Origin of the sequence: Pseudomonas sp. P179 (genome assembly GCF_000478485.2) — a bacterium.
Taxonomy (GTDB): Bacteria; Pseudomonadota; Gammaproteobacteria; order Pseudomonadales; family Pseudomonadaceae; genus Pseudomonas; species Pseudomonas aeruginosa.
Window position 1 is genome coordinate 6,038,774 of sequence record NZ_KI517354.1, and the last position, 22,812, is coordinate 6,061,585.

The window sequence follows — 22,812 nt, forward strand, 5'->3', positions numbered from 1 at the left end:
TCGGTGGAAACGTGCCAGCCGCTTCCCTGTAGCCATGGCGAGCTACGTAGGCGGTGGCGCTGGTAACGCTGCCCGGGCGGGCGCACGCTAGGCGTCGCGCCGAGCTGCGAGGCGCTGTCGGGTCCTGGCGTCGAGTAGCTCGCGCAGGGTCTTGAACAGCGGTGCGCGGTCGGTATAGCGACGGCCGTAGTCGAGGTTGAAGGCATAGTCGAAGTCCGCCGGATTGTCGCCCTGGGTGTGCTGGAGCAGGGTTTCCAGCTTGTCCAGGGCCTTCACTGCCAGGGCTTCGGCGGACTCGCCGCGCTCGTATTCGTCCCACAGGGCGAGCAGGCGGTCGCGCAGCGGCGCGTCGAGGTGACGGGTCAGCTGCAACAGGTCGGCGCGTTCCTGTTCGCCTTTGTCCGGGTGCGCGGCCTGCTCGACGGCGGGGATGTCGCCGTGGATCGCTTCGCCGAGGTCGTGGACCACGCACATGCGCAGGACCTTGCCGAGGTCCAGGCCGGCCAGTTGGTCCTCGAAGGCCAGTGCCATCAGGCACAGCCGCCAGCTATGTTCGGCGGTGCTTTCCGGGCGGCCGGAGGAGGTGTGCGCGGAGCGCAGGACGTCTTTCAGGCGTTCGGCTTCGCGGAGGAATTCGAGGCGGTTGCTCAGCAGTTCGAGGGACATGGCGCGGGCTCCGCTACCGGTGAAACGAGCCTGCAAGCCTAGGCGCGGCGGTGCTGAAGGTCCATGGATAAAATATCCGCGGCGACGTTCAGAGGGTTTCCACCAGGCGCACCGCGCGTCCGTCCGAGAGGGTCATGCGGGTCCAGCGGCAACGGCTGCGCCGGATCGGCACGATGGCCGAGGCGTTCGCTCCGCTGGCGAACTCCAGCGCCGGCGGTGCCAGCAGTTCGCGCCAGCCGAGTTCCTCGAGGGTGGCTTCCTGGCGGAGGATTTCCTCGCTGCAATAGGGCCACAGCGAACGGTCGAGCAGTTCGCCGAGAGGCACGCCGAATTGCGCGGCGCGTGCCGGCGAACAGGCCAACAGGCGATGGGTGAGGTCGCAGATCAGGTGCACGGGTTGCGGGTTGGCCTCGACCAGGCGGGCCAGTGCCTGGTCGGCGGCGGCTTCCAGGCGGGCGCCGAGCAGACGCTCCAGGCGTGCCCGTTCCTCCACCAGCAGCGCCTGGGTACCGGACTCCCAGCGCGAGATGGTCGATTGCGCCACGCCGAGCAATTCGGCGGCATGCGTTTGCTTGACCCGGTGCAGCAGGCGCCAGCGACGCAGGGCGGGGCCCAGGGACGAAGAAGGGAGAGGCTCGGTCATGCTTGGCTACGCGGGCGAATGGACGCTGAAGTCTGCGCCCGACGCCGGGCGGAGGCAAATCGGCGCGACACCGGGGGGACCCGTATGGTCGGCGGCGATCCTCGGAGGGCCGCCCGCGCCGCGCCGGCAGCCGTGGAGCTGCCGGCGGGCGTCTCGCTCAGGCCTTGGCGAAGGAGGTGGGGAAGGGCAGGTTGTACAGGCGTTGCCCGGTGGCGGCGAAGATCGCATTGGCCAGCGCCGGGCCGATGGGCGCCACACCGGGTTCGCCGACCCCGGTGGGCGCTTCGCCGGAGGGCACGATGTGCACTTCGACCTTGGGCATCTCGGCGATCCGCAGCACCTGGTAGCCGTCGAAGTTGTTCTGCTCGACCTTGCCGTCCTTCAGGGTGATCGCGCTGTGCAGGATCGCGCCGAGGCCGAAGCCGATGCCGCCCTCCATCTGCGCGGCGATCACGTCCGGGTTGATCGGGATGCCACAGTCCACCGCACAGACCACCCGCTCGACCTTCAGCTTGCCGTCCTTGTCCACCGAGACCTCGACCACCTGGGCGACGAAGGTCTTGAATGCCTCGGTCACCGCGATCCCGCGCCCGCGCCCGGCGGGCAGCGGCCTGGACGGGTCCCAGCCGGCCTTTTCCGCAGCCAGTTCGAGCACGCCGCGCAGGCGCGGCTGCTCTGCCAGCAGGTCGTGGCGGAACAGGTAGGGGTCCTTGCCGGCGGCCTGCGCCGCCTCGTCGATGAACGCCTCCACCGCGTAGACCGTGTGCGAGCTGCCGACCACCCGCCACCACAGGACCGGCACGCCGACCTGGGTGGTGCTCAGCTCGACCGAGACATTGGGCACCGCATAGGGCAGGTTGGCGGCGCCTTCCACCGAGGTGGCGTCGATGCCGTTCTTGACCATCACCGCGGCGAACGGCGTGCCTTCCAGGATCGACTGGCCGACGATGCGATGTTGCCAGCCGACCAGCTTGCCGTCGGCGTCGAGCCCGGCTTCGAGCCGGTGGTAGTACATCGGCCGGTAGAAACCGCCGTGGATGTCGTCCTCGCGGGTCCATTGCAGCTTCACCGGCACGCCGTTGGCGCCCAGCGCCTTGGCGATCGATACCGCCTCGACGATATAGTCCGACCAGGCGTTGGCGCGCCGGCCGAAGCTGCCGCCGGCGTAGAGCGTATTGATCTTCACCTGCTCCGGCTTCAGCCCGGCGGTGCGCGCCGCGTTGCCCTGGTCGACGGTCTGGAACTGGTCGCCGGCCCAGATCTCGCAGCTGTCGGCGGTCAGCCTGACCACCGCGTCCAGCGGCTCCATCGGCGCATGGGCGAGGAACGGGAACTCGTAGCTGGCGGCGATCCTGCGGGTCGCCCCGGCCACCGCCTTGGCGGCGTCGCCGTCCCTGCGCGCGGGCTTGCCGGGTTGCTCGGCGAGCTTGCGGTACTCCGCCATCAGCGCCTCGGAACCACGCTTCTCGGCCTTGCTCTCGTCCCACTCGACCTTGAGCGCGTCGCGGCCTTGCTTCGCCGCCCAGAAGCCCTTGGCGACCACCGCCACGCCGTGCGGCACCTGGACCACCTCGACCACCCCCGGAATCGCCCTGGTCGCCGTGGCGTCGAACGATTTCACCGTGGCGCCGAACAGCGGCGGGCGCTGGAGCAGGGCGACCAGCATGCCGGGCAGGCTGACGTCGAGGGTGAATTGCGCACTGCCGTCGGTCTTGCCGGGAACGTCGACGCGCGGCGCCTGGTGACCGATCAGGCGGAAGTCCTTGGGATCCTTCAATTGCACTTTTTCCGGCACCGGCAGTTCCGCCGCCGCAGCGGCCAGCGAACCGTAGCTGGCCTTGCGCTGGCTGGCCGGATGTTCGACGAAGCCGTCGCGGGTGCGCAGTTCGGTGGCCGGCACTCGCCACTGGCGGGCGGCGGCCTCGACCAGCATCGCGCGCGCCTTGGCCCCGGCCTCGCGCAATTGCATCCAGGAGTTGGCCATCGCCGAACTGCCGCCGGTGCCCTGCATGGTGCCGAAGGCCAGGTTGGCGTAGCGCTTGGCGTCGGCGGGCGCGCTTTCCACGCGGACCTTGCTCCAGTCCGCGTCGAGTTCCTCGGCGACGATGGTGGCGATACCGGTATAGGCACCCTGGCCCATCTCCACGTGCTTGGCGATCACCGTGACACTGTCGTCCGGGGCGATCCGCAGGAAGGCGTTGGGCGCGAAGCCGGCGTCCGGCAGGGCCGCGGCGAGGGCACGCCGGGCTCCGCTCCACTGGAAGCCGATGGTCAGGCCGACCACCGCGGCGCCTTTGAGGAAGCCGCGGCGCGAGCCGGGCAGGGCGTTGCTCAGATCGATCTTGCTGTTCATGGCGTCAGGCCTTCAGGGTGTCGGCGGCTTCGTGGATGGCGGCGCGGATCCGCACATAGGCGGCGCAGCGGCAGATGTTGCCGTTCATCGCGGCATCGATGTCGGCGTCGCTGGGGCTGGCGTTCTGCTCCAGCAGCGCGGTGGCGGACATGATCTGGCCGGACTGGCAGTAGCCGCACTGCGGTACCTGGAGCTTGACCCAGGCGTCCTGCACGGCCTTGCCGGGCTTGCTCTGGATACCCTCGATGGTGGTGACGCGCTTGCCGGCGACCGCGGAGACCGGCAGCACGCAGGAACGTACCGCGGTGCCGTCCAGCTGCACGGTGCAGGCACCGCACTGGGCCATGCCGCAGCCGAACTTGGTGCCGTGCAGGCCGGCGCTTTCCCGGATGGCCCAGAGCAGGGGCATGTTGGGATCGACGTCGAGGGTGACGTTCTTGCCGTTCAGGACGAGCGAGGTGGGCATGCTGATTCTCCACGGAAAGGCCCGGGCAGGGCGTTATCTCTTATCAGGCAGGGATGCATCGGGCGAAGTGTGCGCGAAGGACGAAACGGACGCCTTGCACGATCCTGCGAAAGTCTAGATCAATCCTGCCGAGCGTCCCGGCGGGCACGGCGCGGAAACGCGGCGAAACAACTCCGTCGGCGCAGGCGTTCACCCGGCATCGGCAACGCGCTAGGATCGCTGCCGTCGGTGACTGACGCCCGCCCGGGCGGCACGCACTTTCAGCCGGAAGCGGGACGACCCGTTTTCCCTCTTTCATTGCGCGGGGACGACCCTGCAGAGAGGCTGAAAATGGCGTGGATCTATCTCTTGCTCGCCGGTGTCTTCGAAATCGTCTGGGCCACGGCCATGAAGGAGTCGGCCGGCTTCACCCGCCTGTGGCCAAGCCTGGTCACCCTGCTGTTCATGATCCTCAGCTTCGGCCTGCTGGCCGTTTCCATGAAAACCCTGCCCCTCGGCACGGCCTACACCATCTGGGTCGGCATCGGTGCGGTCGGCGCCTTCGCCCTGGGCATCCTGCTCTTCGGCGAAAGCCCGAGCCCGTTGCGGCTGCTGGCGGTGGGGCTGATCGTGGCCGGCATCGTCATTCTCAAGCTGGCGACCCGTCAGGGCTGAGGGGCGACCATCATGTACGCATCCTTCGCTCCCGCGACCTGGGCCTTGCTCGCCTACCTCTTCGGCGCGCTCGCCCTTTGCCTGCTCATGCTGGGGTTGGGCCGGGTGCTGGGCGGCCGATCGCATGGCCGGGCGAAGAACCTGCCGTTCGAGTCGGGGGTGGATTCCACCGGCTCGTCGCGCTTGCGCTTCTCGGTCAAGTACGCGTTGGTCGCCATGCTGTTCGTGATCTTCGGCATCGAGATGCCGTTCCTCTACCTCTGGGCGGTGTCGCTGCGGGAGAATGGCTGGGCGGGTTTCGTCGAGGCGACGCTGTTCGTCTCCCTGCTGCTGGTCGGACTGTTCTACCTGCACCGGGTCGGCGCCCTCGACTGGTCGCCGGAGCGCCGGCGGAAAAAGCCGCACGACTAGTCGTGGAGGATCACCAGCAGGTAGCGGCAGGCTTGCCCGGCGGTGGCGAAGGTCACCGCGCGGTCGACGCCGAAGTCCAGGCGGTCGCCGCGTTGCAGGTGGAACGACTGCTCGCCGTAGTCCACCCGCAGCGCACCCTCGACCAGCCACAGGCGCTGCCGGTAGGGCCGGCCGCCCCAGCGGGGATAGTCGAGGCGGGTGGTCGCCGGGATCTCCACTTCCACCATCTCGCAGCCGCTGCGCGGATCGCGAGCGCCGACCTGGCGGCGGCGGTAGCCGCTGACCGGGTCTTCCCACACTTCCTGCTGCGCGCGCCGGCAGAGCGGTTCGGCCGGCACCTGCGCGTCGCCGAGCAGCTCGGAGAGGGCGACCCCCAGGCCGCCGGCGAGACGGCCGAGGACGCTGGCGGTGGGGCTGCTTTGGTTGCGCTCGATGCGCGAGATCATCGCCTTGCTCACCGCGCAGCGTTCGGCCAGTTGGGCGAGGGTCAGCTCGCGCTCCTTGCGCAGGGCGGCTAGGCGTCGGGCAATCAGTTCGTCGATATCCATGAGTGGCCCTGGCGGATTTTTCTCGTCCATGATAGTCACTGTCCAATATATTGGAAATTCGACCTTGCATTGGAGCTTGCCCGCGATGACCGAACCGACGATTCGCCGCCTGGCTGGCGAGGAGATCCTGGCGCGCCTGGACGAACTGGCCGAGGTACTGCTGGACTGCGTGGAAGGCGGGGCTTCGGTCAGCTTCATGTGGCCGTTGCCGCGGGAGCGGGCGCTGGCTTTCTGGCGCGGCGTCGGCGAGAGCGTGGCGGGCGATGAACGCCTGCTGCTGGTGGCGGAAGCGGAGGGGCGGATCGTCGGTACCGTGCAACTGCTCCTCGACCAACCGCCGAACCAGCCGCACCGCGCCGACGTGGCGAAGATGCTGGTGCACCGGCGTGCGCGTCGGCGCGGCATCGGCGAGGCGCTGATGGGCGAGCTGGACCGGCTCGCCCGGGCCTGCGGCAAGTCCCTGCTGGTGCTGGACACGGTCAGCGGCAGCGCCGCCGAACGGCTGTACCTGAAGACCGGCTGGACACGGGTCGGGGAAATCCCGGACTACGCCCTGATGCCGGACGGCACGCCCTGTCCCACCACCTATTTCTACAAGCGCCTGGCTGCTGCCGGCTGACCGAAGATGCCGGCGTTCCCAGGGCGGGCCGGGTAGAATCGGCGGATGCGAGAGATTCGGGGTCGATGGTGGAGTTACTGCAAGGGTTCGTCCTGACCCGGCACTGGCGCGATACGCCGGCCGGCACGGAAGTCGCGTTCTGGCTGGCCACCGAGCAGGGCCCGCGGCAGGTGCGGCTGCCGCCGCAGCCGTCGGTGGCGTTCGTCCTCGCCGAGCAGCGCGGGCGCGTCGAGTCCCTGCTCGCCGGGGAGACTGGCGCCGAGCTGCGGCCGCTGGCGCTGCGCGACTTCCAGCAGCGGCCGGTGCTCGGCCTGTACTGCCAGCAGCATCGCCAGCTGATGAATCTGGAGAAACGCTTGCGCCAGGCCGGCGTCGAGGTGTTCGAGGCCGATATCCGGCCGCCGGAGCGCTACCTGATGGAGCGCTTCATCACCGCGCCGGTCAGCCTGGAGGCGAGTGTCGAGGCTGACGGCAGCCTGCTCGCCCGGCGCCTGAAGCCGGCTCCGGACTATCGCCCGCGCCTGCGCCTGGTGTCGCTGGACATCGAGACCAACGCCCGCGGCGATCTCTACTCCATCGCCCTGGAAGGCTGCGGCCAGCGCCAGGTATACATGCTCGGCCCGGCCAACGGCGATGCCGCGGCCGTGGATTTCCGCCTTGACTATTGCGACAGCCGTGCCGGGCTGCTTGAACGCCTCAACCAGTGGCTGGCCGAGCACGATCCCGACGCCATCATCGGCTGGAACCTGGTGCAGTTCGACCTGCGCGTCCTGCATGAGCATGCCCAGCGCCTGAAGGTGCCGCTGCGCCTGGGGCGTGGCGGCGACGAAATGGGCTGGCGCGAGCACGGCAGCCGCAACAACCACTTTTTCGCCGCGGCGGCCGGCCGCCTGATCATCGATGGCATCGAGGCGCTGCGCTCGGCGACCTGGAGTTTTCCCTCGTTCAGCCTGGAGAACGTCGCCCGGACCCTGCTCGGCGAAGGCAAGGCGATCGACAATCCGTACCAGCGGATGGACGAGATCGATCGCATGTTCGCCGAGGACAAGCCGGCCCTGGCGCATTACAACCTGAAGGACTGTGAACTGGTGACGCGGATCTTCGCCCGTACCGAACTGCTCGACTTCCTCCTCGAACGGGCCACTGTCACCGGCCTGCCGGCGGACCGCAGCGGCGGCTCGGTGGCGGCCTTCACCCACCTGTACATGCCGTTGATGCACCGTGCCGGCTTCGTCGCCCCGAACCTCGGCGAGAAGCGCCCGGAAGCCAGTCCCGGCGGCTTCGTCATGGACTCGCGGCCGGGCCTCTACGAATCGGTGCTGGTGCTCGACTACAAGAGCCTGTATCCGTCGATCATCCGTACCTTCCTGATCGACCCGGTCGGCCTGGTGGAAGGCCTGCGCCAGCCGGACGACGAGCACTCGGTGGAAGGCTTTCGCGGCGCCCGCTTCTCGCGTACCCGGCATTGCCTGCCGGCCATCGTCGCACGGGTCTGGGAGGGCCGCGAGGCGGCCAAGCGCGAACGCAACCAGCCGCTCTCGCAGGCGTTGAAGATCATCATGAACGCCTTCTACGGGGTGCTGGGTTCCAGCGGCTGCCGCTTCTTCGACCCGCGCCTGGCCTCGTCCATCACCCTGCGCGGGCATCGGATCATGCGCCGTACCCGCGAGCTGATCGAGGCCGAGGGCTATACGGTGATCTATGGCGATACCGACTCCACCTTCGTCTGGCTCGGCAGCCCCCGCGCCGAGGAGGAGGCCGCGGCCATCGGCCGGGCGCTGGTGGCGCGGGTCAACGACTGGTGGCGCGAGCACCTGAAAGAAGAATTCGGCCTCGACAGCGCCCTCGAGCTGCAATTCGAGACCCATTACCGGCGTTTTCTCATGCCCACCGTGCGCGGCGCCGAGGAGGGCAGCAAGAAACGCTACGCCGGCCTGGTGCGCCGCGCCGACGGTGGCGAGGAGATGGTCTTCAAGGGCCTGGAGACCGTGCGCACCGACTGGTCGCCGCTGGCCCAGCGCTTCCAGCAGGAACTCTACCTGCGCATCTTCAATCGCCAGCCCTACCAGGACTACGTGCGCGATTACGTACGACGGACCCTGGCCGGCGAGCTGGACGACCTGCTGGTCTACCGCAAGCGCCTGCGCCGGCGCCTCGACGATTACCAGCGCAACGTGCCGCCGCATGTGCGCGCGGCGCGCATCGCCGACGACTACAACCTCGAGCGCGGGCGCCCGCGGCAGTATCAGAGCGGCGGCTGGATCAGCTACGTGATCAGCGTCGCCGGTCCCGAGCCGCTCGAGGCGCGGCGTTCGGCCATCGACTACGAGCACTACGTGGGCAAGCAGTTGCAGCCGGTGGCCGACGCCATCCTGCCGTTCGTCGGCGATGATTTCGCCACTTTGGTCGACCGGCAGATGGCGCTGTTCTGAGGCTGCCGACGCCTAGGCGAGCCGCGCCGGGATCTCCGCGAGCAAGCTCCCGAGCCGTTCCGCCAGTGCCGCGCCGCAGCCCAGCAAGGGCGCGCGCAGCTCGTCGCCGATCAGTCCCTGGCGCGCCAGGCCGGCCTTGACCGGCGCCGGGTTGGGTTCGGCGAAGGCCGCACGGATCAACGGCAACAGCGCGAAGAAGTTGGCCCGGGCCGCTTCCAGCCGGCCCTCGACGACCTGCCGGTGAAGCGCGACGAAGCGCTGTGGGTGCAGGTGCGCGGAGGCGGCGATGGCACCGCTGGCGCCCAGGCAGAAGGCGTTGAACATTTGCAGGTCTTCGCCGGCGAGCACCGCCACCTGGCCGTCTGCCAGCAATGCCAGGGTGTTTTCCAGGCTGCCGCCGCAGTCCTTGATCGCGGCGATGCGCGGGTGGTCGACGATCCGTCGCAGGGTTTCCAGTTCCATGCGCACACCGGTGCGATAGGGAATGTCGTAGACGATCAGCGGCACGCTGGACGCGTCGGCGACCCCATGGAAGAAGCGCACCAGCGCCTCCTGGGAGGGGCGGATGTAGTAGGGCGCCGGCACCAGCAGGCCGGCGAGCGGACGCTCTAGCACTTCGCGCTGGAAGGCCAGCAGTTGCGCCTGGTTGTTGCCGGCCAGCCCCATCGCCACGCGCTCCGGCGCCACCCGTTCGAGCACGGCGTCGAGCAATTGCAGCTGTTCGCCGTGTTCGAGCGCCGCGGCTTCGCCGGTGGTACCGCAGACCACGACCCCGGCGACACCGGCATTCAGCAGGTGGTCGAGCAGGCGCGGCAGCGCGGCGAAGTCGATCTCGCCATGGCTGAACGGCGTGACCAGCGGGACCCAGATACCTTGGAACGATGACATGACTCTCTCCTGGTGGCTGACCGTCTTGTCGGCGTCAGGAGGGCGGAAGGGGTTCGGCGGGAGGCGGGAGCGCCTGCGTGTCCTGTCAGCTCACCTGACGGGACAGCACGCCCCGGTCAAATGAGCGACTGTTTCTTCGATTTCTTCGCGGCAACGGCACGGCCCCGAGCCTTGGCGCCGGGGCCAAGCGGAAAACGCTCGAAGTCGAAGGACAGGGACATGCCGTGGAATACCGGAAAAAGGGGGACGGGCAATTTCTACGGGCTGCGCGGCGCGCTGTCAACCGCGTCGCGGGTTCAGGCCAGTTGCGCCGGGTCGAGCATGTCGCTTTCGAAGGTCATCCAGCCGCCGTTCTCGCTGGCCGCGCCGTCGAGGATCGGGCCGTAGTAGGTGAGGCCGATGGTCAGGCTGAAGCAGATGTGGGTAGCGTTCTCCGGGGCGTCCAGCTGGCCTTCGAAGTGCAGCTTGAGCACGCCCGGCTCGACGCTTTCCAGGCCGATGGCGACGTTCGGGTTGTCCACGGCCTCGCTTTCGCGGCCGCGTTGCTCGGCGCTGACGGTGAGGGTCACGGTGTCTCGGTACATGTCTTGCTCCAGTTGGCGTGGGGCCGGCGTCGCCAGCGCGGCGGGCAGACTACTGGCAGACGCGCCGGCTGGCCAGTGCTGGCTGCGGCAGGCGCCGCGCGGGGCCTGGGAATCATTCGCCGGCGGCGCAGTCCAACTGCGCATCACCAACCAACCCCCGAGGGGATGATGAAGCTACCCGTGCTCGCTGTATTGGGCGCCGCGCTGCTGTTGAGCGCCTGCGCGAAGAAGGAGGCCGAGGCCTGTGCCTCGCCGGACGTGAAAGACCAACTGATGCGGATCTTCCTCCAGGGCGCGATCACCGAGCGCTCGCCGGAGTTCAAGGACAGCGCGTTGCGCGACGTGGCGATCCTCGAGAAGGATCCCGACAGCGGCGTGCTGTCCTGCGTCGGCACCCTCAGCGTGCCGGCCGGCCAGCAGGTGGTCGAGGGCGTCCTGCAATACCGCATCGCCCCGGTGGCCAAGTCCGACTACGACTACCTGCTGCTGGATACCGCCGGCGCCAACACCACCGCCCTGGCGCAGCGCCTGAACAAGGCGCTCGGCCAGTAATCGCGCGCCTCGCTCAGGGTACGCCGTTGCGGCCGTGGGCGAGGAAGCCGGGACGGGCGCCGAGGCGCTCGTAATAGGCGCGCACCGCTGGCAGCGACGGATGCTCGAACGGCGTCTCGTACCAGCGGTTGACCGACAGGCCGATGGCGATGTCGGCCAGGCTGAAGGTCTCGCCGGCGACATAGGCGCCGGTGCGTAGCAGTTGTCCCTCGAGGATTTCCATGAAGCCCGTCCAGCCGCGCAACGAAGCCTCCACCTGGGCCGCGTCGCGGTGCGCCGGCGACTGCCGGACCAGGCTCATGAAGGCATAGCTCCACGAGCGGTTGAGGTCGGAGGCCTGCCAGTCCAGCCACTGGTCGACCCGCGCGCGCGGCGCCGCCTGCTGCGGATAGAGGCGTTCGCCGGCATAGCGGTTGGCCAGGTAGCGGATGATGCTGTTGGATTCCCAGAGCACCAGTTCGCCGTCGCGCAGCACCGGCACCATGGCGTTCGGGTTGAGGGCGAGGAATTCCGCCGCGTGGGTGTCGCGGAAGCCGCTGCCCCAGTCTTCGCGGCGGTAGGGCAGGTCCAGTTCGGCGCAGGTCCAGAGCACCTTGCGCACGTTGATCGAAGAGGCCTTTCCGAGAATCTCCAGCATGGCGATGGCGCGTCCTTGGGCGGATAGGAAGGCTCCGAGTATACGGGCCGATCCCGCCGACGGGGAGCGGCTCGAGCGGGGGCGCCGGCTAGGCGCGGCTGGTTTGCCGGCGGCCCGGGCGGTGGCGCGCCCAGAGGGCGAAGTAGAGCCAGCCGATGACGAACGATGGCGCCACGCTCGCCAATGGATGCGGCGTGCCCGAGAGCCAGTGCAGCGCGGCCATCGGCGCGGTCAGCAGGAGCACCACCAGCAGGGGCGCCTGGCGTTGCGCAAGGCCGTGGCGGCGGCCGAGACATTGCAACAGGTACAGGCCGAAGCGCGTCGCCAGGAGACTCGCGGCGCCCTGGAGCAGGGCGGCGACGCCCATCCCGGCCAGGCCGCCGTCCTGGTTGGCATAGGCCGCCCAGGCGCCGTAGAGCACCGCGGCCGGCAGCGCCGCCAGCCACGGGTCGTCGGAGCGCTGCGCGAGTCCGCTCACCGGATGATCCTCTGCTGCACGTAGGGTTCGGCACCGGGCGCGAGGCGGACCATGCAGAGGATCTGGTCGCTGCTGCCGACGTGGGCGACGAAGTGGTCGTTGGTCCTGGCGTGGCTGGACATCGCCATGCGCGGGAAGAAATCCGGGGCGACGCTGCGTTGCCCGCCGGGTATCAGGCCGGTTTCCGCATCCAGACGCAGGTTGGCGGACAGCGTGCCGACCACGTCGAGGGCCAGGTCGACCATGTCCGGGTTCTGGCGCGGCGCTTCCAGGTCCGGGTACAGCGTCGCTCCCGGAATCCGCGCGCTGAGGGCGCGGAACATGTTGTAGACCACCGGGTTGTAGGTCTTCGCCACGATCAGCGGCGGCAGCCCGCCGTTGCGCTCGCTGACCTGGCGCAGGAAGAACTGGTTGATCCGCTTGAACAGGCTGGTGCGGTGGTAGCGGTCGACCACCATCGCCGTCCACAGGTAGAGGAAGCGCGTCGAGCCGCGGACGAAGTCCTTCGCGCCCAGGATGCCAATGATCCGTTCGCCCTCCGGGTCGGTCGCCAATACCAGGTGGTCGTAGGTCTCGAAGATATCCGGCTGGTTGCCGAAGTATTGCAGCACGTCGAACTGCGGCATTCCCTCTTGCAGGTCGGCGACTATCTTGCGCTTGAAGCCCTCGGGGAACTGCCGTTCGCGGCTGGAGTAGTCGAGGTCGAAGGCGTTTTTCTGCGGATCGCTGGTCATGGTCGTGGCTCGCCGGAGGAAGAGGCTGAAGGGCGCAGGACCAACTGGCGGTCCGTCGCGTCGGGGGCGTCGTCGGCGATACGGATGTACGCGCCGCGGGCCCAGAGTTCGTTGAGGTCGGTGGCGCCGTCGAACGGCAGGCCGGAGTTGCGGGTGGACAGCGCGTAGCGCGAGTTGTCGAAGTCCGCCAGGTCGATGACCATCCGCAGGGTCGCGGCGATCCGGGTGTTGAACGGGTTGGCCGGGTCGCTGTAGTCGAAGCGCCCGACGTTGACGCTGAAGTTGTCGCCGCCCTTGTTGTTCTTCAGGTCGAACAGCGCGCGCAGCGGGGTCTTGTGGAAGGGCACGTGCTCGGCGAGGGCGGCGTGCGCCTCGCCCCACTTCCAGCCGCTCGGCGCGCTTCCGTGGGCGGCACGCAGTTCGTCGAGGGCGCGGCGCAACGACTGGTTCAGCTTGAGGTCGCAGCCTTGTTCCTGGCCGCACCAGAAGCGCAGGTCGGCCTGGCCGTCGAGGATCAGCCGGAGGAATCCGTCGTAGTTGCGCTGGTTCCAGCCGCTGGCCAGCAACTGCGTGCCGATCCTCGGTTGCAGCAGCTCGCGGGTGAAGGCGCGTACCCAGTAGCCGGCGATCAGTGGCGCGGCCAGGTCGGCGGCGGCCTGGTGGTTCCAGCCCTGGAGCAGGGCGAAGGCCTCGCTGGCGCGCAGTTCGGGGTCGCTGACCTGCTCCAGCATCTCCGGCAACAGGCTCGCCATCACGCTGGAGAACTCGTCGTTCTGCAACTCCAGGCTGTCTTCCAGGGTGCGCTGGCCGGGGCCGCCGAGCCACTCGCGGATGCGGTCATAGCGGTAGGGCAGGACCCAGTCGTGGCCGAAGTCGAAGGCATTGTCGGGCGGCACGATGCGCTGGTTCGCCGTGGCGATGAACCCTTCGCGGGGGTTGAGGCTGCGTGGCTTGGCGCTTTCCGGAACGTAGCCGACCCAGTCGTAGCGGCTCTCCCAGCCGGGCGAGGGGGCCAGGCCATGGAGGTCGTCGTCGGCGCCGCGGAGCGGTACGCGACCGGCGGAGACGTAGCCGATGTTGCCCTCGACGTCGGCATAGACCATGTTCTGCGGCGGTACGCCGAAGTCGGCGGCGGCGTCGAGGAACTGTTCCCAGCCTTCGGCCCGGTTGATCGCCAGCAGGCTCGGGAAGGTCTTGTCGTGACGGTCGAGGCCGGTCCAGGCGAGGGCGATCACCAGCCGGTCGCGCTGCGCCTGCGGCAGCCGCGCCGGTTCGTAGATGTCGCTGATCACCGGGCCGTGGCGGGTGCTGCGGACCTCCAGCGAGACCGTCTCGCCGTCGCGCACGGCGATGCGTTCCAGGCGCGTCTCGAAGGGCCGGTAGCCGTCCGGGGTCAGGTAGCGCCGCGGGTCCTGGGGATCGACGCGCTCCAGGTAGGCGTCCTGGATGTGCGAGCCGGTATTGGTGTAGCCCCAGGCGATGCGCTGGTTATGGCCGATGACGAACAGCGGGGCGCCGGCGAAGTTGGCGCCGGTGAGGCTCAGGCCGGGGATCTTCAGGCTGGCCAGGTAGAAGGCCGCCGGGTTGGTCAGGCGCAGGTGCGGATCGTTGGCCAGCAGCGGCTTGCCGGTGGCGCTGCGGCTGGCGGAGACCACCCAGTTGTTCGAACCGATGCCCTCGACGTTGGAACCGGGCAGTTGCCCCAGCAGCTTGCCGGCGTCCGGCGTGCCGTGCAGGGAGCGGTACAGGCTGGCGTAGTCGCGGGTGGCCGGCGGCAGCTCGCCCGGATAGGGGGCGAACACCTCGTTGATCCGCGCCAGGTCCAGGTGCTCGGCCAGCGCCAGGCGCTGCAACTGCATGCCCAGGTTGGCGCTCAGGGTCCAGGAATAGAGCAGGTGCAGGGACAGGCTGTCCACCGGCCCCCAGGGCCCCGGCCGCTCGTGGCGCACCAGGCTGAATTCCAGCGGCAGCGCCGCCGGGGCCAGCTCCAGGTAGGCGTTGATCCCGTCGCTGTAGCGTTGCAGCAGGACGCGCGTGGGCGCGTCCAGGTTGGCGTAGATGCCCTCGGCGGTGCGCCGGAAGCCCAGGGTGCGGGCGAACCTGTCCATCGGCAGGGTCTTGGCGCCGAACACTTCGGAGAGCGTCCCGCCGGCATAGCGGCGGGCGAACTCCATCTGCCACAGGCGATCCCTGGCGTGGCTGTAGCCGAGCAGGAAATAGCCGTCCTCCAGGCTCTGCGCGCGGATATGCGGGACGCCGGCGGCGTCCCAGGCGATCCGCCCCTCGTGTTCCAGGCCATGGCCGACCTGGATCTCGCCGTACTTGAAGCCCAGCGGGACGGCCAGCAGGTAGACCGCGCAGGCCAGTAGCCCCAGCAGCAGGCCGCCGAGGGACAGGCGCCAGGCGTAACGTGCGTTCTTCGACATCGCTTCGAGTCTCCACGCCGACGGGTCAATAGACCCGCCGGTTCCGGTCCGCATGGCGACTGACGAAGAACACCAGCGAGACGCGCTCGCCGGCGGTCACCTGCTGGACCTCGTGGGGATAGCTGCAGTCGCTGATGATCACCGAGCGCGGCTCCGGCTTGATGTCGTTGCGCAGGTTGCCGTCGCGGTCGTAGACCACGAACTGGCCGCCGGAGAAGTAGGTGCCGAGCTGCAGGACGATGGAGTACTGGTAGTCCGGGTTGCTGTCGGTATCCAGGTGCCGGCCGATGAACGAGCCGGCCTTCATCCGGTTCACCTGCATGCGCCGGACGTAGAAGGCGTCGTCGCCCATCAGCTTGCGGAACAGGCTCATCACGTTGTCGTTGCAGACGCGCGGGATGATCAGCTCCGACAGCGCATGGTTGACCACCGTGGGACGGTCGCGGTCGGTCATGAAACGGGCCACGTAGAGGTCGTTCTCCTCGTCGGCGTCGCCGATCAGGATCTTCTCCCACGGCAGGGTCGAGTTGGCCAGGACCTGGTTCATCAGTTCCCAGTCCTGCTCGTCGTAGAGCGCGTCGCTGGGGGTGATATAGGCGCAGCCGTTGGCTGCCAGGCTCTGGGTGATCTGGGCAATCTGAGTATTCATGGGGTTTCCTGTGTGATCAGGCGGTAGCCTGGGATGCGGGTTGGTTGGTGTGGGGCTGGTTGGCGGCATCGGTCTCCGGAGCGAGCCGGGCATGGTTCTCGCGGTACCAATCGACGATTCCGAACGGGTCCGACTGGCCGCGGCAGAGGTGGTCGCGCAGGATCAGGAAGTTCTCCCACATGCCCCAGGTCTCGGTCATCGGGCCGAACTTCGAGGGGCGCGCCTCGTTGGCCGCGCGCTCCGGCGCGATGCGCCAGAAGTTCACCCCCGGCTTGCGGTGGTGGAAGTCGTGGCTGGGCAGGTCCTGCATGAAGGAGAACACCCGCAGCGGGATGTCGATCAGCAGCACGCCCAGGCTCCAGCGAACGAACGCCAGGGCGAAGGCCAGGCCCTGCTTGTCGGCCGGATAGGGGCGGCCGAGGAAGCGTCCCCAGCTCAGCGAGCCGTAGTGCAGGAAGCGCGGCAGGCCGTGCTCGTTGCGGGCGAACCAGAGGTGCTCGGAGACGTGCTGGATCCACGACGAGTACTGGGTGAGGATGAAGATCGGGAACAGGTAGAACAGCGCGAACGCCTCCAGGTAGCCGCTGGCGTACACCAGGCCGAGCAGCGCGGCCCAGTAGAGCGCCCGGCTGACGCGCTCGTGGCGCGGGGCGGAGACGAAGCTGACGTCGAAGCGGAATTTCAGGTGCTCGAGGATCCGCGCCGGATGGAAGGGCGCGAGCACCAGGCGGGTCCAGAAGGCGCTCTCGGACATGCCCTTGTAGAAGCCGTGCTGCTTCATGAAGACCAGGTCGACGTCGTGCTCGGTATTGAAGGTGCGTACGCTGTGGTGTTCGTTCACGTGCAGCTTCACGTACTCGTCGCGCGGGGTGTGCAGGATCGGGATCGACAGGATCCACTTGCAGGTGAAGCGGGCCAGCGCCTTGTTCTCCAGGCTGGCGCCATGGGTGGTGTAGTGGAAGGTATGGAGGAAGCCGCGCTGGCGGTTGACCACCAGGCACATGATCAGCGCGCCCAGCAGGCACTTCAGCCACAGCGGCTGCTGCGAGGCGAGCAGTTGCTGGCCGTAGATCACCGCGAGGAAGAACACCGCGTAGCCCCAACTGATGTGCAGGTAGAGCTGCCAGGGCTTGAGCAGGGTGTCTTTCGGTCGCCGCGGCGGGCGGTCGTTCAGCGACTTGCCGGTGACCCAGGTCCAGAACGGCTGGCAGGGCAGGTCCTTGTAGGTACGGCGCACGTCGATGCCGTATCCGTACTTGGAGTATCGGGTCTTGAACAGTTCATCTTGCATGGCGCAGGCGCTCCCTGGTTACAGGTAGTCGGTTCGGATGTAGAGCGTCGGGACGGTCGCGAAGAACGAGTAGAACGGCTCCATCCGGTAGTGATCGACGGCCAGCACGACGAAGTTGTCGAAGCGCTCGCCGAAGAGTTTTCCCATCAATGCGTACTCGGCGGCCTGGGAGACGAAGCTGGCCCAGATCTGCTCGCGCGACTGGCTGGCGAACCATTTCTCGTAGAGCGGCAGGCGCGACAGGAAGATCGATTCCAGGGCCGGGTAGTCCAGCCCGGTCTGGCCGTAGTCGCCCTGTTCCAGGCGCTGGACGATCTCGCCGTGGGCCCGGTGCCAGCCGTCCTCGCCGCCGCACATCTCGAAGAACGAGCAGGTCGCGGCCGGGCAGGGCAGGGCCCCGGCGATCCGCTCGAGCTGGCGCTCGACCTTGCCGAGGAAACCCTCGCGGGTCTCGCCGGTGGCGGGGTTGCGGTTGAACGACAGGTATTCGAACTCGCCGCCGAGGATCGCGTGGCGGATTTCCACCTGGCGCGCCCTGGCCAGCTCCGCCACCGCCTGGCCGGCGCTGACCAGCTTGGCGCCGGCCAGGCCGGGCTGGTCGCCGACTCGCTCGAAGGTGTAGCGCGGCTTGCCCTCGGCATCGCTGGAGTGCGAGTAGTCCGGGCATACCGCGCTCACCAGGTGCAACGGACGGCCTTCGCCAGCGGCGCGCTCCAGCGCCTCCACCAGGCCGCGCAGGGCCCGCTCGCTGGGCGGCATGACGTTGCCGGCGGCCAGCCAGCGCTCGATGTCGCGGGCGTGGCGGTCGAGCTGCGGGATGTCCGGATGCTTGAGTTCCAGCTCGCTCTTGGCGTTGACCGCATCGGCCAGGAGCAGGGTGGTCAGGGACGGGATGCGTCCCTTGCTCTTGAAGCGGTGGATGTTGGTGACCACCGAGTTGCCCTGGCGCAGCTTGAAGTCGAATTCCTGGTGGCGCGACTGGAGGATCAGGTAGAACAGGTAGTTGCTGAACGGCAGCTCGCGCGCGCCGTGGGAGATGCGCAGCTCCAGATACCTGCGTTTCAGTTCGCCGAGGCGCGTTTCCAGTTGCGCATAGGTATGGTCGGGGACCACTTCGGCGAGGGGGAGGCCATACGAGATGGATTTCAATATGTTCCGGCTGAGACGGGAATCGATGTCTGGAATCATGGCGTTCACCTGACGTCGGGCTTGACCAGGACGGGAGCGGGCTGGGTTTTTCCGGGGAGGCTGTGCACGTCGCGGAACAGCAGCATGTCGACGAACTGCTGCTCCTTGTCGCCGGCGAAGCCCTGCGGCTCGTCGATGCGGCGGGGGTTCTCGTAGGTGCCGAACAACATGTCCCAGATCGGGAAGTCGCTGTAGTTGCACTCGTGGCGGTCGCGCTGGTGGTGGATGCGGTGCATCTCCGGGCGCTGGAACAGGTAGCCGAGGACGTGCGGGGTGCGCAGGTTCGAGTGGTAGAACATCTCGCCGAGCGCGGCGAACATGATGTAGTAGGCGCCGGCCTCGATGCTGATGCCCATCACCACGTAGGCGACGAAGCTGCCCAGCAGCGAGTTGAAGACCATCTCGGTCGGATGCTTGTAGAAGGAGGTGAATACCTCGATGCGTTGCGGCGCGTGGTGCAACTGGTGGAACAGCCGCCAGAGCGTGTCGTTGGCGTGGCGCGCGCGATGCCACCAGTAGGTGACGAAGGTGTTGACGAAGTAGGCGGCGAAGCCGGCCAGCAGTGGTGGCAGGACATCCGAGGTGTGCAGCAGGCTGTGCCCCATCATCCATTTGTTCCAGGTGATGCCGGCGAGCAGGGCGATCGACACCTGGACGATGTTGAGGAAGATCACCCGGGCCACCCAGGTGCTCACCTTGGGCAATTTCCAGCCGGGAACCAACTGTTCCAGCATGAAGATGAATAGCGCCACTCCGATCAAGTAATAAATCATATTTATCTCCTCTTCCTTAGGGGCGGACGCCATGCGGAACTTTCATCGATACGAAAGGCCAGCGTCCTGTTTATTGTCTGAAGCACTTCTCGGCAGGCTGCGGTTATCGCTTCGCTATATTCGGAAGGCGATCTCGGTCAGGCGTGGATAGCTTGTCCATGGTCGAATGGAGCGCTCTTTTTAATTGCCTCAGAATGCGCTTCGTGAAAATCGGCACGGACAATGAAATGCCTGGTCGAATTAAATTGTCACAGCCCGGTAGGGACAACCTGCCCTTCCGGGCAGGTATCTGCGGAGAGATAGGGGGGGAAGTATGTAGTTGCCATTTCTGGTCCCCGGGGAGCCTCGTCGACGAGGCCCGCCATGGGCCAAGGTTTGTTGTCGGGAGGCTCTCCCGACGACGATGGAGCGTGCGAGAAGAACAATGAGAAAGACCGCCGTGAGGCCCATCGGAGAGCCGTTCTACGGTTTCCGCAAAGATCCGGGGCGCCGTCCCCTCCAGCCCAGCGCAGTTCCTGCGCGGCGCTTCGTGTCCGTGCTCATCGAGAAGTTCTCTTCAGCCTCGTTTCGTCGTCGCCCGGCGGGCGGCGAATGGGCTAGACCTCGTCCGGAACACCCGCACAGGGCCGGTGGCGATATGTACTTCCAGGTCCGGCTTGATAAAGGGAATTGTCATGAGTGGATAAGACGGAAACAAAAAAGAATAAAAACGCTGAAGAACCGAATCCTGCCGGGATCGATTGTTGACTGGTGAAGCTGGCATGCATGATGAGAGAGAGGGATATCTCGAGATTTTGTCAAGAATAACAACCGAGGAAGAGTTCTTCTCCCTGGTTCTCGAGATATGCGGTAATTATGGATTCGAATTCTTTTCATTCGGTGCGCGGGCGCCTTTCCCGCTGACCGCACCTAAATATCATTTCTTGTCCAATTACCCAGGGGAATGGAAAAGCAGATATATCTCCGAAGACTACACATCCATCGACCCGATCGTGCGCCATGGTCTCCTGGAATACACCCCGCTGATCTGGAATGGCGAAGACTTCCAGGAGAACCGTTTCTTCTGGGAGGAAGCGCTGCATCACGGCATCCGTCACGGCTGGTCGATCCCTGTCCGCGGCAAGTACGGGCTGATCAGCATGCTGTCCCTGGTGCGTTCCAGCGAGAGCATCGCCGCCACGGAAATCCTGGAGAAGGAATCCTTCCTGCTCTGGATCACCAGCATGCTGCAGGCTACCTTCGGCGACCTGCTGGCGCCGCGCATCGTCCCGGAAAGCAATGTGCGCCTGACCGCCAGGGAAACCGAGATGCTCAAGTGGACCGCGGTGGGCAAGACCTACGGCGAGATCGGCCTGATCCTGTCGATCGACCAGCGCACGGTGAAGTTCCATATCGTCAATGCGATGCGCAAGCTCAACTCCAGCAACAAGGCGGAGGCCACCATGAAGGCTTACGCCATCGGCCTGCTCAACTGAATCGACGCCTCGTCGCCTAGCGAGGCCGCCGCGCAAGCGTCCGGCCATTCACCGAATGGCCGGATAGCGTTTGCGCCGGTCGCCTGAGCGCAGCCTTCCCACCGGCAGCGTTTCCCCGCTGCCCCCTTCGCCATTGCGCCCGTCCTCCTGTTGTCCGGCACGCTAGTGCAACTTTCCGGGCGCTTGGCAAACCGGCCAAAGAATAGAACGGAATCGTTGCCCCACACCTGTAATTTTTAAGGGGTTATGGCTATTGCAAAAAAGCGTTTATAAGTTTGTCCCCTGTCAAATCTGGTTACAACTGGGTTTCAGGCGAAACATTCGGTCATGGCAATTCGGCATTAGTTGAAACTTTGGAGACGCTCCGAAGCGGGCAACTTTTGCCCGGAAAAAGCTTCACGGCAATTTCTCCGGCCTGTCATCCCGATGTCTTCTTTCCGGTATGGATGCCAGTCGATTCGAACTGGCGGAGATTCGCACCATGCGAGAGTACCAACGGTTGAAAGGGTTTACCGACAACCTGGAATTGCGTCGGCGCAACCGTGCCACGGTCGAGCACTACATGCGCATGAAGGGGGCCGAACGGTTGCAGCGGCACAGCCTGTTCGTCGAGGACGGCTGCGCCGGCAACTGGACCACGGAAAGCGGCGAACCCCTGGTTTTCCGGGGCCATGAGAGCCTCAGGCGGCTCGCCGAGTGGCTCGAGCGCTGCTTCCCCGACTGGGAGTGGCACAACGTGCGGATCTTCGAGACCGAGGATCCGAACCACTTCTGGGTCGAGTGCGACGGGCGCGGCAAGGCGCTGGTCCCGGGGTATCCGGAGGGCTATTGCGAGAACCACTACATCCATTCCTTCGAACTCGAGAACGGCCGGATAAAACGCAATCGCGAGTTCATGAACCCGATGCAGAAATTGCGTGCATTGGGAATAGCCGTTCCACAAATAAAACGTGACGGTATTCCCACCTGATTAATGTTTATTCCAATTCAAGAGGAGATATGACGATGCTCGATAATGCCATTCCCCAAGGTTTCGAAGACGCCGTGGAGTTGCGCAGGAAGAATCGCGAGACGGTGGTCAAGTATATGAACACCAAAGGCCAGGATCGCCTGCGCCGCCATGAACTTTTCGTCGAGGACGGCTGTGGCGGTTTATGGACCACCGATACCGGCTCGCCCATCGTCATTCGTGGCAAGGACAAGCTGGCCGAGCACGCGGTGTGGTCGCTGAAATGCTTCCCGGATTGGGAGTGGTACAACATCAAGGTCTTCGAGACCGACGATCCCAACCACTTCTGGGTCGAGTGCGACGGCCACGGCAAGATCCTCTTCCCCGGCTATCCCGAGGGCTACTACGAGAACCACTTCCTGCATTCCTTCGAGCTGGACGACGGCAAGATCAAGCGCAACCGCGAATTCATGAACGTCTTCCAGCAATTGCGCGCCCTGAGCATTCCGGTCCCGCAGATCAAACGCGAAGGCATTCCCACCTGAGGCCATCCTGGAAGGGGTGAACTATGGACGATCTATTGCAACGCGTACGGCGCTGCGAAGCGCTGCAGCAACCCGAATGGGGCGATCCGTCGCGCCTGCGCGACGTGCAGGCGTACCTGCGCGGCAGTCCGGCGCTGATCCGCGCCGGCGACATCCTGGCCCTGCGCGCGACCCTGGCGCGGGTCGCCCGCGGCGAGGCGCTGGTGGTGCAGTGCGGCGACTGCGCCGAGGACATGGACGACCACCATGCCGAGAACGTGGCGCGCAAGGCCGCCGTGCTGGAACTGCTGGCCGGCGCCCTGCGCCTGGCCGGCCGGCGGCCGGTGATCCGCGTCGGGCGCATCGCCGGGCAGTACGCCAAGCCGCGTTCCAAGCCGCACGAGCAGGTCGGCGAGCAGACCCTGCCGGTCTATCGCGGCGACATGGTCAACGGCCGCGAGGCCCATGCCGAGCAGCGCCGGGCCGATCCGCAGCGGATCCTCAAGGGCTATGCGGCGGCGCGCAACATCATGCGCCACCTGGGCTGGGACGCCGCGTCCGGGCAGGAGGCGAATGCCTCGCCGGTCTGGACCAGCCACGAGATGCTGCTGCTCGACTACGAGCTGTCGATGCTGCGCGAGGACGAGCAGCGCCGGGTCTACCTCGGTTCGACCCACTGGCCGTGGATCGGCGAGCGCACCCGCCAGGTCGACGGCGCCCATGTGGCGCTGCTGGCCGAGGTGCTCAACCCGGTGGCCTGCAAGGTCGGCCCGGAGATCGGCCGCGACCAGTTGCTGGCGCTCTGCGAGCGCCTCGACCCGCGCCGCGAGCCGGGGCGCCTGACGCTGATCGCGCGGATGGGCGCGCAGAAG

The 22,812-nt window shown here is 66.8% G+C and carries 24 protein-coding genes; 9 read left to right on the plus strand and 15 right to left on the minus strand.

Annotated features, from left to right (window positions below):
- Positions 1-87: 87 nt before the first annotated feature.
- From HMPREF1224_RS40165 to HMPREF1224_RS40180, 4 genes are all read right to left on the minus strand, one after another.
- A complete protein-coding gene (locus tag HMPREF1224_RS40165) occupies positions 88-666 on the minus strand; it encodes an HD domain-containing protein (protein WP_003102740.1) in 579 nt (192 codons plus the stop codon).
- A gap of 88 nt (positions 667-754) precedes the next feature.
- Positions 755-1,309 carry a helix-turn-helix domain-containing protein gene (locus HMPREF1224_RS40170; RefSeq protein WP_003088112.1) on the minus strand — a complete coding sequence of 185 codons (555 nt, stop codon included), beginning with the start codon at positions 1,307-1,309 and terminating at the stop codon, positions 755-757.
- Positions 1,310-1,466: 157 nt separating this feature from the next.
- The gene (locus tag HMPREF1224_RS40175) at positions 1,467-3,662 is read right to left on the minus strand and encodes a xanthine dehydrogenase family protein molybdopterin-binding subunit (protein WP_010794059.1); all 2,196 of its coding nucleotides are present in this window, start codon (positions 3,660-3,662) and stop codon (positions 1,467-1,469) included.
- Positions 3,663-3,666: 4 nt separating this feature from the next.
- Complete coding sequence (locus HMPREF1224_RS40180) at positions 3,667-4,128, minus strand: (2Fe-2S)-binding protein (RefSeq protein ID WP_003102736.1); 462 nt, start codon at positions 4,126-4,128, stop codon at positions 3,667-3,669.
- Between the two features lie 330 nt (positions 4,129-4,458).
- Between HMPREF1224_RS40180 and HMPREF1224_RS40185 the strand changes: the two genes are divergently transcribed.
- Both HMPREF1224_RS40185 and ndhC read left to right on the plus strand, forming a co-directional pair.
- On the plus strand, positions 4,459-4,782 hold the full coding sequence (locus HMPREF1224_RS40185) for a DMT family transporter (protein WP_003102734.1): 324 nt from the start codon (positions 4,459-4,461) through the stop codon (positions 4,780-4,782).
- A gap of 12 nt (positions 4,783-4,794) precedes the next feature.
- Entirely contained in the window at positions 4,795-5,193 is a 399-nt protein-coding gene (gene ndhC / locus HMPREF1224_RS40190) for an NADH-quinone oxidoreductase subunit A (RefSeq protein ID WP_003088123.1), read from the plus strand.
- Here the strand turns inward: ndhC and HMPREF1224_RS40195 are convergent.
- Positions 5,190-5,741 carry a helix-turn-helix domain-containing protein gene (locus HMPREF1224_RS40195; protein ID WP_004343115.1) on the minus strand — a complete coding sequence of 184 codons (552 nt, stop codon included), beginning with the start codon at positions 5,739-5,741 and terminating at the stop codon, positions 5,190-5,192. The genes ndhC and HMPREF1224_RS40195 overlap by 4 nt on opposite strands.
- A gap of 85 nt (positions 5,742-5,826) precedes the next feature.
- Here HMPREF1224_RS40195 and HMPREF1224_RS40200 point away from each other — a divergent pair, with 85 nt between their 5' ends.
- Both HMPREF1224_RS40200 and HMPREF1224_RS40205 read left to right on the plus strand, forming a co-directional pair.
- Positions 5,827-6,360, plus strand: a complete 534-nt coding sequence (locus HMPREF1224_RS40200; RefSeq protein ID WP_003102722.1) for a GNAT family N-acetyltransferase — start codon at positions 5,827-5,829, stop codon at positions 6,358-6,360.
- Between the two features lie 68 nt (positions 6,361-6,428).
- On the plus strand, positions 6,429-8,792 hold the full coding sequence (locus HMPREF1224_RS40205) for a DNA polymerase II (protein ID WP_003122806.1): 2,364 nt from the start codon (positions 6,429-6,431) through the stop codon (positions 8,790-8,792).
- A gap of 12 nt (positions 8,793-8,804) precedes the next feature.
- Here the strand turns inward: HMPREF1224_RS40205 and dapA are convergent, their stop codons facing one another.
- Complete coding sequence (gene dapA, locus HMPREF1224_RS40210) at positions 8,805-9,680, minus strand: 4-hydroxy-tetrahydrodipicolinate synthase (protein WP_010794060.1); 876 nt, start codon at positions 9,678-9,680, stop codon at positions 8,805-8,807.
- Between the two features lie 296 nt (positions 9,681-9,976).
- Positions 9,977-10,264, minus strand: a complete 288-nt coding sequence (locus HMPREF1224_RS46105; RefSeq protein ID WP_003088136.1) for a hypothetical protein — start codon at positions 10,262-10,264, stop codon at positions 9,977-9,979.
- Positions 10,265-10,429: 165 nt separating this feature from the next.
- On the opposite strand from HMPREF1224_RS46105, the gene HMPREF1224_RS46110 reads away from it, so the two are divergent.
- Entirely contained in the window at positions 10,430-10,816 is a 387-nt protein-coding gene (locus HMPREF1224_RS46110; protein WP_003115740.1) for a hypothetical protein, read from the plus strand.
- 13 nt (positions 10,817-10,829) lie between these two features.
- Here the strand turns inward: HMPREF1224_RS46110 and HMPREF1224_RS40225 are convergent, their stop codons facing one another.
- The 8 genes from HMPREF1224_RS40225 to HMPREF1224_RS40260 all read right to left on the minus strand — a co-directional run bounded on the left by HMPREF1224_RS40225 (position 10,830) and on the right by HMPREF1224_RS40260 (position 18,992).
- The gene (locus HMPREF1224_RS40225) at positions 10,830-11,453 is read right to left on the minus strand and encodes a glutathione S-transferase family protein (protein ID WP_003088140.1); all 624 of its coding nucleotides are present in this window, start codon (positions 11,451-11,453) and stop codon (positions 10,830-10,832) included.
- 88 nt (positions 11,454-11,541) lie between these two features.
- The gene (locus tag HMPREF1224_RS40230; RefSeq protein WP_003118963.1) at positions 11,542-11,931 is read right to left on the minus strand and encodes a hypothetical protein; all 390 of its coding nucleotides are present in this window, start codon (positions 11,929-11,931) and stop codon (positions 11,542-11,544) included.
- Positions 11,928-12,665, minus strand: coding sequence for a hypothetical protein (locus tag HMPREF1224_RS40235; RefSeq protein ID WP_003102703.1), 738 nt, complete (start codon positions 12,663-12,665; stop codon positions 11,928-11,930). Before HMPREF1224_RS40235 ends, HMPREF1224_RS40230 begins: the two co-directional genes overlap by 4 nt.
- On the minus strand, positions 12,662-15,091 hold the full coding sequence (locus HMPREF1224_RS40240; protein ID WP_010794061.1) for a penicillin acylase family protein: 2,430 nt from the start codon (positions 15,089-15,091) through the stop codon (positions 12,662-12,664). The genes HMPREF1224_RS40235 and HMPREF1224_RS40240 overlap by 4 nt, the downstream gene beginning before the upstream one ends.
- A 25-nt stretch (positions 15,092-15,116) precedes the next feature.
- Complete coding sequence (locus HMPREF1224_RS40245) at positions 15,117-15,740, minus strand: 2OG-Fe(II) oxygenase (protein WP_003102697.1); 624 nt, start codon at positions 15,738-15,740, stop codon at positions 15,117-15,119.
- Between the two features lie 16 nt (positions 15,741-15,756).
- Complete coding sequence (locus HMPREF1224_RS40250) at positions 15,757-17,031, minus strand: fatty acid desaturase (protein ID WP_003102695.1); 1,275 nt, start codon at positions 17,029-17,031, stop codon at positions 15,757-15,759.
- Positions 17,032-17,049: 18 nt separating this feature from the next.
- Positions 17,050-18,219: a hypothetical protein gene (locus HMPREF1224_RS40255; RefSeq protein WP_003088150.1), complete on the minus strand. Its 1,170-nt coding sequence runs from the start codon at positions 18,217-18,219 to the stop codon at positions 17,050-17,052.
- Between the two features lie 5 nt (positions 18,220-18,224).
- Complete coding sequence (locus HMPREF1224_RS40260) at positions 18,225-18,992, minus strand: sterol desaturase family protein (protein ID WP_010794062.1); 768 nt, start codon at positions 18,990-18,992, stop codon at positions 18,225-18,227.
- 761 nt (positions 18,993-19,753) lie between these two features.
- On the opposite strand from HMPREF1224_RS40260, the gene qscR reads away from it, so the two are divergent.
- From qscR to phzC, 4 genes are all read left to right on the plus strand, one after another.
- Positions 19,754-20,467, plus strand: a complete 714-nt coding sequence (gene qscR / locus HMPREF1224_RS40265) for a quorum-sensing transcriptional repressor QscR (protein WP_003118960.1) — start codon at positions 19,754-19,756, stop codon at positions 20,465-20,467.
- A gap of 481 nt (positions 20,468-20,948) precedes the next feature.
- The gene (gene phzA / locus HMPREF1224_RS40270) at positions 20,949-21,437 is read left to right on the plus strand and encodes a phenazine biosynthesis protein PhzA (protein WP_003450170.1); all 489 of its coding nucleotides are present in this window, start codon (positions 20,949-20,951) and stop codon (positions 21,435-21,437) included.
- 35 nt (positions 21,438-21,472) lie between these two features.
- Positions 21,473-21,961, plus strand: coding sequence for a phenazine biosynthesis protein PhzB (gene phzB, locus HMPREF1224_RS40275; protein WP_003115119.1), 489 nt, complete (start codon positions 21,473-21,475; stop codon positions 21,959-21,961).
- Between the two features lie 23 nt (positions 21,962-21,984).
- On the plus strand, positions 21,985-22,812 hold an 828-nt coding region (gene phzC, locus HMPREF1224_RS40280), incomplete at its 3' end, for a phenazine biosynthesis protein PhzC (RefSeq protein WP_010794063.1).

Excerpts from the sequence above, each read along its gene's own strand:
- dapA (WP_010794060.1), bottom strand. The coding sequence starts at position 9,680 with ATGTCATCGTTCCAAGGTATCTGGGTCCCGCTGGTCACGCCGTTCAGC.
- HMPREF1224_RS40200 (WP_003102722.1), top strand. The coding sequence starts at position 5,827 with ATGACCGAACCGACGATTCGCCGCCTGGCTGGCGAGGAGATCCTGGCG.
- HMPREF1224_RS40185 (WP_003102734.1), top strand. The coding sequence starts at position 4,459 with ATGGCGTGGATCTATCTCTTGCTCGCCGGTGTCTTCGAAATCGTCTGG.
- phzB (WP_003115119.1), top strand. The coding sequence starts at position 21,473 with ATGCTCGATAATGCCATTCCCCAAGGTTTCGAAGACGCCGTGGAGTTG.
- HMPREF1224_RS40165 (WP_003102740.1), bottom strand. The coding sequence starts at position 666 with ATGTCCCTCGAACTGCTGAGCAACCGCCTCGAATTCCTCCGCGAAGCC.
- HMPREF1224_RS46110 (WP_003115740.1), top strand. The coding sequence starts at position 10,430 with ATGATGAAGCTACCCGTGCTCGCTGTATTGGGCGCCGCGCTGCTGTTG.
- HMPREF1224_RS40180 (WP_003102736.1), bottom strand. The coding sequence starts at position 4,128 with ATGCCCACCTCGCTCGTCCTGAACGGCAAGAACGTCACCCTCGACGTC.
- HMPREF1224_RS40240 (WP_010794061.1), bottom strand. The coding sequence starts at position 15,091 with ATGTCGAAGAACGCACGTTACGCCTGGCGCCTGTCCCTCGGCGGCCTG.
- HMPREF1224_RS46105 (WP_003088136.1), bottom strand. The coding sequence starts at position 10,264 with ATGTACCGAGACACCGTGACCCTCACCGTCAGCGCCGAGCAACGCGGC.
- HMPREF1224_RS40255 (WP_003088150.1), bottom strand. The coding sequence starts at position 18,219 with ATGATTCCAGACATCGATTCCCGTCTCAGCCGGAACATATTGAAATCC.
- HMPREF1224_RS40225 (WP_003088140.1), bottom strand. The coding sequence starts at position 11,453 with ATGCTGGAGATTCTCGGAAAGGCCTCTTCGATCAACGTGCGCAAGGTG.
- HMPREF1224_RS40260 (WP_010794062.1), bottom strand. The coding sequence starts at position 18,992 with ATGATTTATTACTTGATCGGAGTGGCGCTATTCATCTTCATGCTGGAA.
- qscR (WP_003118960.1), top strand. The coding sequence starts at position 19,754 with ATGCATGATGAGAGAGAGGGATATCTCGAGATTTTGTCAAGAATAACA.
- HMPREF1224_RS40250 (WP_003102695.1), bottom strand. The coding sequence starts at position 17,031 with ATGCAAGATGAACTGTTCAAGACCCGATACTCCAAGTACGGATACGGC.
- HMPREF1224_RS40235 (WP_003102703.1), bottom strand. The coding sequence starts at position 12,665 with ATGACCAGCGATCCGCAGAAAAACGCCTTCGACCTCGACTACTCCAGC.
- phzA (WP_003450170.1), top strand. The coding sequence starts at position 20,949 with ATGCGAGAGTACCAACGGTTGAAAGGGTTTACCGACAACCTGGAATTG.
- HMPREF1224_RS40245 (WP_003102697.1), bottom strand. The coding sequence starts at position 15,740 with ATGAATACTCAGATTGCCCAGATCACCCAGAGCCTGGCAGCCAACGGC.
- ndhC (WP_003088123.1), top strand. The coding sequence starts at position 4,795 with ATGTACGCATCCTTCGCTCCCGCGACCTGGGCCTTGCTCGCCTACCTC.
- HMPREF1224_RS40175 (WP_010794059.1), bottom strand. The coding sequence starts at position 3,662 with ATGAACAGCAAGATCGATCTGAGCAACGCCCTGCCCGGCTCGCGCCGC.
- HMPREF1224_RS40195 (WP_004343115.1), bottom strand. The coding sequence starts at position 5,741 with ATGGATATCGACGAACTGATTGCCCGACGCCTAGCCGCCCTGCGCAAG.
- HMPREF1224_RS40170 (WP_003088112.1), bottom strand. The coding sequence starts at position 1,309 with ATGACCGAGCCTCTCCCTTCTTCGTCCCTGGGCCCCGCCCTGCGTCGC.